13 protein-coding genes are annotated in these 13973 nt (G+C 64.8%); 4 read left to right on the plus strand and 9 right to left on the minus strand.

Translation table 11 applies throughout. The features are described 5' to 3' along the window. Nucleotides 1-152: 152 nt before the first annotated feature. Complete coding sequence (locus tag ACS5Q0_RS26560) at nt 153-548, plus strand: YkvA family protein (protein ID WP_473129644.1); 396 nt, start codon at nt 153-155, stop codon at nt 546-548. 21 nt (nt 549-569) lie between these two features. Here ACS5Q0_RS26560 and ACS5Q0_RS26565 read toward each other — a convergent pair whose 3' ends face one another. The 8 genes from ACS5Q0_RS26565 to ACS5Q0_RS26600 form a co-directional block, all read right to left on the minus strand. Continuing rightward, the gene (locus tag ACS5Q0_RS26565; protein ID WP_473129645.1) at nt 570-1823 is read right to left on the minus strand and encodes an MFS transporter; all 1254 of its coding nucleotides are present in this window, start codon (nt 1821-1823) and stop codon (nt 570-572) included. 14 nt (nt 1824-1837) lie between these two features. Next, nucleotides 1838-2848, minus strand: a complete 1011-nt coding sequence (locus ACS5Q0_RS26570; protein ID WP_473129646.1) for a hypothetical protein — start codon at nt 2846-2848, stop codon at nt 1838-1840. A gap of 9 nt (nt 2849-2857) precedes the next feature. Then, complete coding sequence (locus ACS5Q0_RS26575; protein WP_473129647.1) at nt 2858-3778, minus strand: DUF1259 domain-containing protein; 921 nt, start codon at nt 3776-3778, stop codon at nt 2858-2860. A gap of 337 nt (nt 3779-4115) precedes the next feature. Next, nucleotides 4116-5534 (minus strand): sigma-54-dependent transcriptional regulator, encoded by a 1419-nt coding sequence (locus ACS5Q0_RS26580; RefSeq protein WP_473129648.1) that lies wholly within the window; start codon nt 5532-5534, stop codon nt 4116-4118. 1 nt (nt 5535) lies between these two features. After that, nucleotides 5536-6948, minus strand: a complete 1413-nt coding sequence (locus ACS5Q0_RS26585; RefSeq protein ID WP_473129649.1) for a sensor histidine kinase — start codon at nt 6946-6948, stop codon at nt 5536-5538. Nucleotides 6949-7216: 268 nt separating this feature from the next. After that, the gene (locus tag ACS5Q0_RS26590; protein ID WP_473129650.1) at nt 7217-7636 is read right to left on the minus strand and encodes a hypothetical protein; all 420 of its coding nucleotides are present in this window, start codon (nt 7634-7636) and stop codon (nt 7217-7219) included. 214 nt (nt 7637-7850) lie between these two features. Then, nucleotides 7851-8282, minus strand: a complete 432-nt coding sequence (locus ACS5Q0_RS26595; protein WP_473129651.1) for a DoxX family protein — start codon at nt 8280-8282, stop codon at nt 7851-7853. Between the two features lie 70 nt (nt 8283-8352). Beyond that, nucleotides 8353-9282 (minus strand): LysR family transcriptional regulator, encoded by a 930-nt coding sequence (locus ACS5Q0_RS26600; protein ID WP_473129652.1) that lies wholly within the window; start codon nt 9280-9282, stop codon nt 8353-8355. Nucleotides 9283-9384: 102 nt separating this feature from the next. Between ACS5Q0_RS26600 and ACS5Q0_RS26605 the strand changes: the two genes are divergently transcribed. From ACS5Q0_RS26605 to ACS5Q0_RS26615, 3 genes are all read left to right on the plus strand, one after another. Then, nucleotides 9385-9810 (plus strand): DoxX family protein, encoded by a 426-nt coding sequence (locus ACS5Q0_RS26605; RefSeq protein ID WP_473129653.1) that lies wholly within the window; start codon nt 9385-9387, stop codon nt 9808-9810. 130 nt (nt 9811-9940) lie between these two features. Beyond that, entirely contained in the window at nt 9941-10759 is an 819-nt protein-coding gene (locus ACS5Q0_RS26610) for a VOC family protein (RefSeq protein WP_473129656.1), read from the plus strand. A gap of 43 nt (nt 10760-10802) precedes the next feature. Next, nucleotides 10803-11786 (plus strand): glutathione S-transferase family protein, encoded by a 984-nt coding sequence (locus tag ACS5Q0_RS26615; protein WP_473129654.1) that lies wholly within the window; start codon nt 10803-10805, stop codon nt 11784-11786. A gap of 432 nt (nt 11787-12218) precedes the next feature. On the opposite strand, the gene ACS5Q0_RS26620 is transcribed toward ACS5Q0_RS26615, so the two are convergent. Beyond that, nucleotides 12219-13361, minus strand: a complete 1143-nt coding sequence (locus ACS5Q0_RS26620) for a TIGR03118 family protein (RefSeq protein ID WP_473129655.1) — start codon at nt 13359-13361, stop codon at nt 12219-12221. Nucleotides 13362-13973 lie beyond the last annotated feature (612 nt).

Genomic DNA, 13973 nt, shown 5'->3' on the forward strand with positions numbered 1-13973 from the left:
TGCCTCGAAGCGGATCAGCCTGTCGGACCGCCTGCTCCGGCGCCTGCCCCTGGCCTCGGCCGGCCTCGTGGGTGTCCTCGGCACGGTCATGCTGATCCAGGGCCTGGTGGACCTCGCGGCACCCGCGACGGCCCTGTCGTAAGGGAGGCTGCATGGGCACAGACGGCCTGATCGCCACGGCCAAGCAGTGGGCGCGATCCATCAAGCGTGACGTGGTCGCGCTATGGATCGCCGCCCGTGACCGCCGGGTACCCTGGTATGCCAAGGCTGCGGCCGGAGTGGTGGCTGCCTATGCGCTCTCCCCCATCGATCTCATCCCGGACTTCGTCCCGGTGCTCGGCTACCTCGACGACCTTCTCATCGTGCCTCTGGGAATCCTGCTCGCCATCAAGCTCGTCCCGGCCGACCTGATGGCGGAGTTCCGGGCCGCGGCAGCGGCTCGGGAGGGGCGACCAATCAGCCGATTCGGTGCAGTGGCGATCATCACATTGTGGCTCCTGGCTGCCGCGTTCCTGATCTGGCTGTTCTGGCCCACGTCGCCTGTGTGAGAGCGCTAGCCCTGAAACGCGTCAGCGTTCCTCCGGCGGCTTGATGGCGGAGAAATGTCGCAGCAGGGTCAGGTCATAGGCCACCTTCAGGGTGCCCGCGAGAACAAGCGGCCAGCCGAACGGCGAGACTGTCAGCAGCCACCCGGACAGGAGCGGCGCGAGAGCTGAAGCAAGGCTCCGAGGCACCGCCGTGACGCTCGCGGCGGCGGGCCTCTCCTCCGGCTGCACCACGGCCATGACGTAGGAGGACCGGGTTGGGACGTCCATCTGGGACAGCAGGCTCCGAAGGACCAGCAGCCCGAACGCGATCCAAATCGTCGGCGCGAAGGGGGTCAGGATCAGGAAGACGCTCGACGGCAGGTGCGTGAACACCATCGTGTTGATCAGCCCGAACCGCTTGGCCAGAGGCACCGCCGCGAAGTACGAGAGCGCCGAGCACAGGCTGGTGACGAAGAAGATGGCCCCGATGGTGGCGACGCCGATGCCAAAGCGTTCGTGGAGCCAGATCGTCAGCAGGGCGTTGATGACCAGCCCGCCGCCGAAAGCATCGACCGAGAACAGGGCCGCGAGTCGGTAGACGATCCCCCGCGACGGCCCGAGCGGTGCGGGTGGGCTGTCGGTACCGGCTTCTACCTGTGGCGAGAGATGGCGGTAGAGCAGGAACGTGAGCAGCCCGATGACCGCGTAAAGTCCAAACAAGGCGGTCACCGTGGCTGATGGTGCGATGACCGGGGCGAGCCAGTCCACCATACCGACCGAGAGTGCCCCCAGAGCACCAAAGAAGGCGCCGACGAAACTGTAGCGTGCGAACGCGGCCGTCCGGTCCTCGTTATCAACGATGTGGGAGAGGACGGTGTGCTCAAGAGGCAGAAAGACGCTGACGTCGCCGCCGGACGGATTGAGCGTCCCGACGAAGGCGATCACGAGCAGCGGCCAGAATGCCTCCACCCCGGCGAACCCGAACCCGGTCGCGGCCATCAGGAGGCCGGCGGCCAGCAGAGCCGGACGCCGCGGGATGCGGTAGGCGACGAGCCCGAGCACAAGCGTCAGCAGGGCCGAGCCCAGCAGGGAGGCGGTCGAGACGAGGCCGACTCCGAGGGCATCGATGCCGAGGCGGGAGAGATGCACCGGTAACAGGATCGCCACGTAGCCGTCGCCGAAGGCCCGCAGGGACCGCGCGACGAGAACCCGCTGGACGTCCCGGGCGAAATGCACGGCGGCGCGAGGACCATCGACCCTGTCCCGGCGCTCCGTGCCTTGGGCAATGCTGGTCATATGGTCCTGACCTCTCAGGGATCCGGTCGGTAGACCCAGATCGCCGCCGGCTCGTGAGCGCTGGCGCGTACGGCGAGGAACAGGCGATCCAGTTCGGGAACGAACAGCGCGGTGCGTGCGCCAGGAGCGGTGGGCAGATGAACAGTCCGGCGGAAGGTGCGAGCTTCCGGTTCGAAGACATCCAGGTAGCCTTCGCCGCAGCTCACATAGACGCGGTGCCGCTTCGCATCCACGAACACGTCGTCGGCATCCCCGCATGAACTGGCGCTTATGACAGATGCACCGTCTTTCATGGAAAATGCAGTGAGCGTCGGCGGATTTCGGAACACCACAAGGACCTGCTGGGAGGCCTCGTCCAAAGCCATCGGGAAATTCGCGCTCGACTGCCCCGTTGACCACTTGGCGGACACCTTGCTGCTCTGGAGATCAGCCACCTCGATCGCATGGGCGTCGGGAACGTTCACGAAAACTCGGCTCCCGCCACTCTCGAGGCGGAAGCTCTCGGGATGACCATGCAATGCGATCTCGCCGACCGTTCGGCTTTCCTTGGCGTCGATGATGGCCAAGGCTCCTTCGCCATAGGCGACGAACACCCGGTTGCCGGCGCTGTCGACGCGGACGTTGTCCGCGTCGTCCCCGAGTTCCAGACGCTTTGCCTCCTTGAGATTCTGGCCCTTGAACAGCCGCAGCGATCCGTCGCCGGCGTTGGCGACGTAAAGGGCGTCGGTCGAAGGCACATAACCGACGCCCTGCGGCTCCTTGAGGCCCCGAAGCCGACCCGATATCTTCGAGGCACCTAGATCGACAATCCCGACGCTGTCGTTGCCGAGCTCCGCCACGAAGAGGCGCTGCCTGGCAAGGTCAATCGCCATGTGGTCGATCCGGCCTTTGACGTCGCCGAGTGGGATCTTCGCCTCAAGTTGCAGGGGCATCGACTCGGCCGCGTGTGCAGCCTGTGGCATGACCGCGGCCGAGAATGCGATCCCTATGAGCGTGCCGACGACGTGAAGGAAGATCCCTCTCATCGGTCCCTCCTAGTCCTTCGCGGTCTTCACCTGGTCGAGGGCGGCCCGCAGTCCCCTGGCGACTTTCGCGGTGTCGTCATTCGCCCAGAAGTGCATGAAGAACAGGCGCGGCTCGTCGGTGAGCATGTGGTTGTGCACGGCCGTCACCTCGATCCCGTTCGATTGCAGGGCCTTGATCACCGGGTTCACCTCGTTCGCGGTGAGCACGAAGTCACCCGTGGTCGCCGCTTTGCCCGGTTCCGTTGGCTGGATGTTGATGGCGATGGCCGAGCCCATCGCCGCTGGCACCTCCATGCCATTGTCCTTGACCGCCTCGGCCCGGGCCACGCTCACCTGGTATACGCCGCTATTCATCTTGCCCTTGCGCCCGAGTGCCTGGTCGAGGGCGGCCGCATCGAGATTGGAGGTGGCCGCGGTCGATCCCGTCGTTGATGCCTGCTCGGCCGCCTGCGGCGAGATGCCGGCGGTCTCGGCGCCGAACGGTGTCTTGCTGGCGTTGAGGGCATCCCGCAGGGTCGTGGCGAGCTTCGCGGGATCGCCCTGGCCGCGCACGTGCATGTACATCGTGGCCGGTTCGGCGCGCAGGAGATGGTTGTGGAGGCCTGTGATCTCCACCCCGCCCTGCTCCAGGCGTGTCAGGACCGGGTTGATCTCCTCCTGGGTCAGGACGAGGTCACCCATCACCATGACCTCGTGGCCCATGGGCTTGAACGCGAGCCAGGAGCCGAGCGCCAAAGCCGGCTTGATCGCCACGCCGTCAAGGGTGACGTTGAGATCCGTCCGGGGCAGGCCTACGCGGTAGACGCCGCCGGGCATCTCGGTGCCCTGTTTGCCGAGGCCGCTGGCAATCTGCTGCTGCCATTCCTCGGCACCCAAAGCGGGCGTGCCGACAATCAATCCAAGAACTGCAATGGTGGTCAGGATCCGCATTGTACTCTCCCTGCGTCGCCCCCGGGTTCTCCCGCTCATGGGCGGGACGATGCCTGAGATCAGCCGGGAGCCGGCGCTAGAACCTTCGCCAGCCCCAGCATCGCTGAGGATCGGGCACTTGGGCGTGCCACTCAGACGGAACAGCTTGTCGATGGAGATGATAGTGGCTGCCGGCACGACGATGCGTCCTCGCTGAAGGTGAGCTGGACGCGATGCTTGGGCTTTCGCCTCGTGGGGAGATCGCAATCCCCATATCATCATAAGAGCGCCGCAGGCCTTTCGATGTCAAGGAATGTGTGCAGTCCTGCCGCCCTCTCATGTGCCTCGCGTTGCTTCCTCATGCGATCCCGTGCTTCTCGATCCGGTAGCGTAGAGTATCGCGTGAAATGCCCAAGATCTTCGCCGCCTGCGTGACATTGCCCCTGCTCTGGGCCAGCGCCCGGCCGATCAGTGCCCGCTCGGCCTCATCGAGGGTCCCCGCCGCGAGCTCTGTGCCGTTCAGGCTCTGAGCCACCTCGATCCGAGGTGCTGCGGCAGGCGGACCGAGCACACCCAGGATATCGGATGCGGGCGTGATCCCGAGGTGCGTCTCCTCAATGTGGTCGCCACGGGAGCAGAGAAGCGCCTGCTCGACCACGTTCCGGAGTTCGCGCACGTTGCCCGGCCACGCATGTGCCCGAAGGCGGGCCAAGGCGCCCTCGGAAAAGCGCACCCCCTGCCGGCCATAGCGGCGGGCATGGAGCGCCAGGAAGTGCTCGGCGAGCATCTCCGCATCCCCAGGCCGGGCCCGCAGGGGCGGCAGGTCGATCGTGACGACCCGCAGGCGGTAATAGAGATCGGAACGGAACCGACCCGCCCGGACAAGCTCCTCCAGCGGCTGGTTCGTCGCCGAGATGAACCGGACATCGACGACGCGGTCGCGTACCCCGCCGACGCGCCGAACGGTCCTGTCCTCGAGCAGCTTCAGGAGCTTCAACTGTACGCCGGGTTCGGTATCGCCGATCTCGTCGAGAAACAGGGTACCGCCGTGAGCCGCCTCGACCAGACCCATCTTGCGCTCCTTGGCATCGGTGAAGGCGCCCCGCTCGTGCCCGAAGAGTTCGGACTCGAGCAGATGCACCGGTAGGGCCGAGCAATTGAGTTCGATGAAGGGAGCATTCTTCCGAGGCCCCTCGAAATGAAAGGCACGAGCCACGAGTTCCTTGCCGGTGCCGGTCTCGCCCCGGATCAGCACCGCCGGCGGGCTGCCCTCGACAAGCCCCCTCTCCGCCTCGACCACGGCGCGGATCCGCTCCCGCATCTCCACCATCGCCGGCGAGGCGCCCAGCAGGCCGTGAAGGTCACTGACGGCGGCATCACGGGCGTTGTAGTACGACAGCGCGCCTTCAAGACGCTCCTGCCCCAGGGCCTTGTCGACGAGGAGCTTCAGCTCGCTCAGGACCACCGGCTTGGTGACGTAGTCGTAAGCCCCGCCCTTCATGGCGTCGACCGCGATCTGAACGCTGCCATTGCCGGTCACGCACACCACCTTCACCCGAGGGTCCCGCCGGCGGATTTCCTCCAGCACCTTGAGCCCATGCAGGTCAGGCAGGTTCAGGTCGAGCAGCACCAGGTCGATCTCCCCCTGCTCGAACAGCCTTAGTCCCTCGGCCGCGGCGCCGGCCGTGACGACCTCGTATCCGCGCCGGTCGAGATAGCGTTTGATGTTACCGGCGAGGACGTCCTCGTCCTCGATCAGCAGGATGCCTTGGCCCATCTCACACTCCCACCGGCAGGTTCAGCACCACGCGCGTTCCCCGGCCCTCGACGCTGTCGAGCGCGATCCGGCCGGCATGGCGTTCAATAATTCGTCGGGACAGCGCGAGGCCCAGACCGACGCCATTCGGCTTGGTTGTGAACAGGGGCCTGAAGGCTCTCTGCACCACATTCGTCGGCATGCCGGTCCCGCTGTCTTCGATGACAACCTCGACTTGTCCGTCCTCAGTCGAATGGCTCCCCACCCGCAGGTGCCCGCCCTGGGGCATGGCCTCGACCGCGTTTGCCATGATGCTGCGGATGGCGTGGGCCAGCGAAGCCCGGGTGCCCCGGACCGGCGGGAGCGGAGTGGCCTCAAAGGCCGGAATGATCCCCCGGCGCTGCATCTCGGACGCCATCCCTTCAAGGCTCTCCCTGAGGAGAGCGTTAATGTCGACCTGTTCGACCGGCACCGCGCCACCGCGCGAGGCCGCCAGCAGCTCCCGGATCCAGCCGTCGACTCTGTCCGTTTGGCCCATGATGTCATGCAAGCACTGCCGGAGGCCGGCTTCATCCTCCTCATGCGCGATTTCGGCCGCGGATCGTATCGACGCCAAAGGGTTGCGGATGCTGTGCGCCACCGCGGCGGCCATCTCGCCGATGACCGAGAGCGTCTCTGCCTCTACCAGTCGCTCGCGTTGTTCGCGCATGATCCGGTCGGCCCGGCGCACGATCCAGAACAAGGCACCGTACAGGACAAGGCCCATGGCGCCGGCGCTGGCCCAGACGAGATGCACGCCGTTGTCGATCGCCCTGAACAGCGAACGGGGCAGCTTGTAGATCTCGACAACCGCGACGACGCGGTCTCCCATCTGATTACGGATCGGCAGATAGGCCTCGACGAACCGATTCTCGACGGATCCAGGGACGGTCTCCTTCAGGCCACGATGCTCCGGCTTGCGCTCGTCGTCCGCGACAGTCCCCGAGGTGACGATGATCTCGTCGCGCAGGGCCCTCTCCAGTTCATCGTTGTCTTCGAACTGTTGACCAACGAGCCGCTTGTCGCTCGACCAGATCAGCGTCCGGTCGGCGCCATAGAGGTTGGCCCGGACCACATCGGGCAGCAGCGGCAGGTGCACGACGAAGCGGTCGAGCGGCTCCTTGGGCCGGTTGGACGGCCCGGCATCGAAATAGGACAGGCTGTTCTCCGTCGTGACGATGCTCTCGATGAAATCGCGGCTGACCTCGGCATCGCGCATCAGCATGTGATTGGTGAGATAGCGGGTCAGGAACCAGGCCATGGCTGTGCCGGTGGCCAGGATGGTCACGAGGCTCAGGAGCGAGAACCAGCGCAGCAGGCTGAAGTTCTTGGGGGAGGAGGTGCCTTGAACCCCTCCCGCACCAGCGAGACCTGTCGCCTCAGCCGCCATGGTCATGGGGCTCTCCTGTTGGGTTCCGGCGCACCGGGCATCACCACCAAACTGGTTGGCGTGCCATCCTGAACGAAGCTGTACCATAAGGGAACCTGAGACCTTCGCCCCGTTGCAACGGGACTGCAGAGGAGAAAACCAACTCCGCAGTCCCGCGCGAGCGGCGGCCGGGGGCGGGACCGCCATCGCTCGTCATCCCCAAGCGACCTTTGACAGGACGTCAGGGCGGATCCCGATGATTTCCGGGGCCCATGGCAGGAAAGGTCGGCGGAGTTCAGCCCCGGCCGCGGTCATCGCCCGCACGGTCGTCCCGGCCGTGGCCGCCACGGTCGTCGCCCTTCGGATCGTCGGCGCCGTTCTTCGCGACTTGGGAGCCGGAATCGATGGCGGTATGGCCCCGGCCGTCATCGTGACCGCCTCGGCCTTTGCCGCCGCCCCGCTGGCCGCCGCGATCATCCCCTCCCCGATCATCGGCACCCCGCTTGGTGACCCGAACCTTGCTGTCGAGGGATGTGTGGCCGGCCCCATCGTCGCGGTGACCGCCGCGGTCCTCACTCTTCGCGTCATCGGCGCCGTTCTTGGCCAAGGCCGAGGCCAGTGTGAGGGTTGATGTCGAGGAATTGAGCGTGACGGGGGCCGCAGCCAGCCCGAGGGTGAAGGCGCCGAACAGAGCAGCTGTGAGGATCTTGGACATTCTGGTCTCCCTTGCTGTGAAGCGACGGCTCGACTGCCGACCACCGGCAGATCCGCCACTCGCTGGGGATAAAGGCAAAAATCGTGCCAACCGTCCCTGATCCAGAAAAACAACAACAAGAATAATGACTTGCCTCTGGAGGAGCCCGTAGCCCAGTGGGGGAAATCCCCCAAATTGGGGCAAGCTGTGCGCCGACCGGCACGGCACCCGCTGGTCAGGCCGGAAGGCGGTCTCCTGTGTTCCGGGACCCGTGCCGATCACGTCTGGCCGCATCGATGCTCCACGCCCCTGCTCCGACCACGGCGAGGTAAAGGAAGACAAAGCAATACAGGATGGCGGCGTCGCCCTGGTTCACGATGGGAAAGAAGCTTTGCGGCGCATGTGCCATCCAGTAGGCCACCGCCATGTCCCCGGCCAGGATGAACGCCACAGGCCGCGTGAACAGGCCGAGCACAAGCAGCACCCCACCGACGATCTCGATGAGTCCTTGAATGCCGAACAGCGACAGCAGCGGAGGGCCGGGATTGGGTGATGGCGGAAAGCCCAGCAGCTTCTGGGTGCCGTGCTCCAGGAACAGGAGGGCGGTCACAATGCGGAGCACCGCCAGCATGCGGGGCGCCCAGGTTTCCACAAAGCGCTCATCCATGGGGCTCACCTTGTCGCTCTGATCCCATTGCTCCACGAAACCCGCCTGGCCGACGTTTGTTTCCGCGGCCTCACCCCGTCAGATCGAGATCGCGGTCCCATGGCGGAACGGGACCGAACCGTTGCACCAGGAAGTCGATGAAGGCCCGCACCTTCGCCGGGGGACGCCGGGTGCCAGCGTAGACGGCGAACACCCCCGGCAGCTCCATCGGCGGCTGATCCAGCGTCAGCGCCACGAGCCGGCCTGCACGGATGGCGTCGCCGAGCAGGAAGGTCGGCTCGTAGACAAGCCCCTGCCCGGCCAAGGCCGCCGCCACCAGCGCATCTCCGTTGCTGGCCTGGAAATTGCCCCTGATCGAAATGGTGACGGAGCCATCAGGGCCGAACGACCATCGCTGAGGGCCCAGCGAACTCGACAGGGTATAGCCGAGGCAGTTGTGCGAGGAGAGTTCCGCCACGGTCCGGGGGTTGCCCCGCTCCGCCAGATAGGTTGGCGAGCCCGCAACCAGGAGGCGGCAGGGAGCGAGCTTGCGGGCGATCAGGGTCTGGTCGTGAATGCGCCCGATCCGCACCGCCACGTCCCAGCCCTCCTCGACGAGGTTCACCACACGGTCATTGAGCCCCATGTCGACCGTGAGCGCCGGATGCAGCCGGGAGAACTCCGCCATGAGCGGTGCGAGTTCGCGCACTCCGAAGGAGACGGGGGCGTTCACCCGCAGGGTACCGGTCACTTCGATCCGCTCGGCGGCCGCAGTGGCTTCCGCCTCTGCCAGTTCTGCGAGAATGCGCTCGACACTCTCCAGATAGCGCCGTCCTGCTTCGGTGAGGGTGATCTTGCGGGTGGTGCGGTGCAGGAGCTTGACCCCGAGCCTTTGCTCCAGGGCACCCACATGCTTGGTCGCCATGGTCTGCGACATCCCCAGCGCCCGCGCCGCGCCCGAAAGGCTGCCGAGCGCGGCCACCCGCGCGAACACCTGCATTCCAGTCACTTGATCGAGCATCGATCTCACTCCGGAGGTGTGAAGTCTTAATCCATCCAGTCGGATTATCAAATCTTGTGGCGAGGGGCATATGGAGGATGTCCTTTCATCAGGAGACCTCTCATGATCGACACCCGCACCGCCCCCTTTGCAGCGACCGCGCTCCGCGTGGCGCTCGGCATTCTGTTTCTTGCCCATGCCGGCCTGAAGCTGTTCGTCTTTACGCCTGCCGGCACCGTGCAGTTCTTCGGCAGCCTTGGACTGCCCGGCCCCCTCGCCTATCTTGTGATCCTCGCCGAGATCATTGGCGGCTTCGCCCTGATCGCCGGCGTCTACAGCCGCATCGTGGCTGTTGCTCTGATCCCGATCCTGCTCGGCGCGATTGTCACCGTGCATGGTCCGGCCGGCTTCTTCTTCACCAACCCGAATGGCGGCTGGGAATTCCTGGCGCTGTGGATCGTCGGCCTGATTGCGGTGGCCCTGCTCGGTGACGGCGCCTATGCGCTCAAGCCCACCCCGGCTGCCACTCGCCTCGCGCTCGCGCGTTGAACCTGCCACACCCATGCTCACGAGGCGCACGCTCATGACTACATCCGGAGCCTTCCTGGCGGGCGGCCTTGCCGGCCGCTCAACCCGAGCCCACAGCACCACCCCTGGCGTGACCTCGGCCGGCGCCCCAATGCGGATCGGCACGGTGGCACTGACCGTGCGCGATCTCGACACGGTCAGCCGCTTCTATCGGCAGGTCATCGGCCTCACACCGATTGAGACCGGCGCTGGCCTCGCCCGCTTGGGCGTGGGCGGTACGGTGCTGCTCGAACTGCGCCATGACCCGGCCGCTCCGCTCGCCAACCCGCGGGCCGCAGGCCTGTTTCACACGGCGTTCCTACTGCCGAACCGGACCGACCTCGCGCAGTGGCTGCTCCACGCCGCAGAGCAGCGCGTCTCCCTCCAGGGCGCCTCGGACCACCTCGTCAGCGAGGCGATCTATCTCGCCGACCCGGAGGGCAACGGCATCGAGGTCTACTGGGACCGGCCGAGCGAGACCTGGGCCTGGCGCGACGGCATGGTCGAAATGGCCACCCTGGCGCTCGACCTCGACGGCCTCGTGGCGACCGTGAAGACACGCGATTGGTCGGGGCTGCCTGCGGGCTCGACCATCGGCCATGTCCATCTCCAGGTCGGCGCGCTGGATCCATCGGATCGCTTCTATGCCGGCCTGCTCGGGCTCGACGTGGTGTGCCGCTATCCCGGTGCGACGTTCCTCTCGTCGGGCGGCTATCACCACCACATCGGCACCAATATCTGGAACAGCCGGGGCGCCCCTGTGCGCTCGGAGCCGACCACCGGACTGGCCGACGTCGAGATTGTCACCGACGCGAAGACGCTCGATGCCGTGCGCTCCCGCCTGTCACCGGAGCAGACCGCCGAAGCCAGCCTGACGCGGATGCCGCTGCGCGATCCCTGGGGCACATCAATCACCCTGGTCAGCCGCTGAATCGTGAATGACCGCCCCTGGGCGGGATCGAGGAGAAGACGTCATGCTCGTGAACGGCAAATGGACTGCCGATTGGCAGCCGGTGCAGGCGAAGGACGCCAAAGGCGGCTTCGTGCGGCAGACGTCGAGCTTCCGCCACTGGATCACGCCCGATGGCCGCCCTGGCCAAACCGGCGAACGCGGGTTCAAGGCCGAGGCCGGACGCTACCATCTCTATGTCGCCCTGATCTGCCCCTGGGCCTCGCGCACCCTGATCGCGCGCAGGCTGAAGGGGCTTGAGGAGGCGATCTCCATCTCGGTGGTCGAGCCTGCGCTCTCGGATCAGGGTTGGCGCTTCGGTGATTATCCCGGTGCGAACCGGGACCCGCTCAACGGCGCCACCTACATGCACGAGATCTATACCAAGGCCGACCCGACCATCAGCGGCCGCGCCACGGTGCCGGTGCTGTGGGACAAGCAGCGCCAGACTATCGTCAACAACGAGTCCGCCGATATCGTCCGCATGCTCAACTTCGGCTTCGGGGATCTCGCCGATCGCACCATCGACCTCTATCCCGAGGACCTGCGGACGGAGATCGATGAACTCAACGACAGGATCTATCCGCGCCTCAACAACGGCGTCTATCGCGCCGGCTTCGCCACCACACAGGAGGCCTATGAGGAGGCTTTCGGAGAGGTGTTCGGCATGCTCGACGAGTTGGAGCAGCAGCTCGACGGCAAGGAATTCCTGTTCGGCGGTCGTCTTACCGAGACTGACATCCGCTTGTTCGTCACGCTGGTCCGCTTCGATGCGGCCTATCATGGCCTGTTCAAGTGCAACCTGCGCCGCATCGCCGATTACACGAACCTGAGCGCGCATGTGGAGCGAATGCTCGCGATCCCAGGCGTGGCTGGCACGGTGAGCATCGACCACATCAAGCGCGGCTATTATTCGATCAAGAGCCTGAACCCGACCGGAATCGTGCCGCTCGGGCCGGCCCTCGCGTTTGAACGGCTTCTGGCGAGTTCCAAAAGGAAAGCGGCCTAACCCTGCCAAAAGCTCAAACCCAAAAGGGGCGACAACCACGTCGCTGCGAAATGAGCTGTCACAGGGCTCAACCAACATCGAGCCGATCATGATCGGTCGAAATCAGACTTTACCACCTATAGTCTTTTTCGGCGAAGCGGATCCGGTTCGCCGAAAAATAATGCGGCACTGCAAAGAAAAGGGCTGTTTCCACACGAGAGGAAACAGCCCTAGAGCATCGGACCGATCCCAAAAGTGCAAGTCCAGTTTCCCCGTCCGATGCTCTCCATGTTTGTGGGATGCCATCGTCTCGCATCCCTGGATCCGGCTTGTGATTTCGACGATAGGCCAAGGCAGAAATGACCGCGCGTCATGACCGGTCGGCCCGCAATTACCTCGCGGGCCTCGCGCTCATCGACGACACATCCGAGTGGCGCAAACCAAGGACGCGCCTCAGACCGGCGGGACGACCCAGTCCGAAGACGCCGTCATGTGATGCTCCTGCGGATTCACCTGCGTCGAGGCGGCGGTCAGGGTTCCGAACAGACCGTGCTCCTCGTTCTCCACGCCCGCCGTGAAGTAGATGCTGTGCGGATCGCCGTTCTGCCCTCCTTTGCCCGGTACGAGGGCCCACAGATCGCCGATCACGACCTGGTTGCCGCTGGGATCATCCAGCGTGCCGAGAAAGTGGAAATTGTGCGGGTCGTAGGCATTGATCCGCCCGTCACCGAAATTTCCGACCAGGAGGTCGTGGGAGAATTCCCCAAAGCCGCTCGGCGCAATCGCGAGCCCCCATGGCGAGTCCAGCGGCCCCTGCGAGGCAACCCGGTGCAGCAGGTGACCGGAGAAGTCGAACTCGTCCACATAGCCATGGCCAGGGCCGGCGACGTCATCCTTCTTGTCCGCGTCCTGAAGCGCAAACGTCACGAACAGATGATGGTTGAGCGCCTGCACATTGAAGGGGGCGTAGCCTTCCGGCAGGTTCGGATCGGTAAAGCTCTGGACTTCGTTGAACTGGCTGTCGAACATGTCGACCTTCCCGTTATGGAAGTCCGCTGCGTAGAGATAGGTTTGACCGTGGGTCCTGCCGATGGCCAAGCCTTTGTAAACCGCATTCTCGGCGGAGTTGTCGACGGCAATCACCGAACTGGCGCTGTCGACCGTGGGATTCCAGCCGGAGATCGTTCCATCTTCTGTAGCGAAGATGAACCTGGACGGAGCGGTATGCCCGTTGCTGGAGATTTCGAACCCGGTCCCGGTTCTGTTGAACACCTGCCCCGTTGGGGCAGACGGCTCGGTCTGCCCGGGAGGCGCAGCGATCGTGATGGACGAATGACCGTCAATCGTGATCGGGTTGCCCTTGCCGTCGTAGATCGTGGTCACTCCGGTCCCATTATCGGAAACCCAGAACGGACCTGCCGGGCCATGTGAAACTCCCCAGGGATTGATCAGATTCGCGTCGATATGCTCCGCAGGGACGAACCCATCGGAGACAAGGTTGGTCTGAGTAAAGCTATTCTCCTGTTGCGTATGCTGATCTGAATGGCGTCGGTTCTGGAAATCGAATTCGAAGTCACTGAAGGGTAAGATGCTCATCGCTGCCTCCATGGCCCGAGAGAAGCCCCTACTCCCCGGCGCTCCCGCCAGGGCTCATCGAAACGCGGCGCCCCAGGAGGCGGTCGGCACATGCCGAAGGTCGAACAACCACTCACCGCATTCTGGGATGCCTACTGGGAACAGCCCGCGATCGACTTTTGTTAGATCACCCCGCCAGCTTCGGCGAGACGCATCGGAGAAAGGTCAAGCCAGCTGCTTCAGTGCGCTGGCAATCGGGACCTCGGCCTGCTCCGAAACCCTACGCTAATCCTGATCAGGAAAATTCGAGCGTGGATTTCGGAAAAATTCTACCACGATCCCATTCTGCGGGCGAGCCTCGTCTCCAGCAAAGTTTGCTGCTTGAGACGGGTCACTTCGCGCTGGAAGAAGATTCCCCGACGATCGCCCGCCTCATGCTCGACTTCCTCGATCGCAGGCTTGCCGCACGGTGAGGGGCCTCCACTCGCCGGCGCGGCCGCGAAACAGGACCCACACACTCTTGGACACGGCATTCGATATCAAGCGCCTCCAGATTACCGTGACGTCCTCTCGGGTGTTCCGAGAGGATTGTCCGTTCCAGATCGACATGATAATCAGCGGGCCCTCTTTTGA

Source organism: Microvirga sp. HS2, assembly GCF_055792805.1.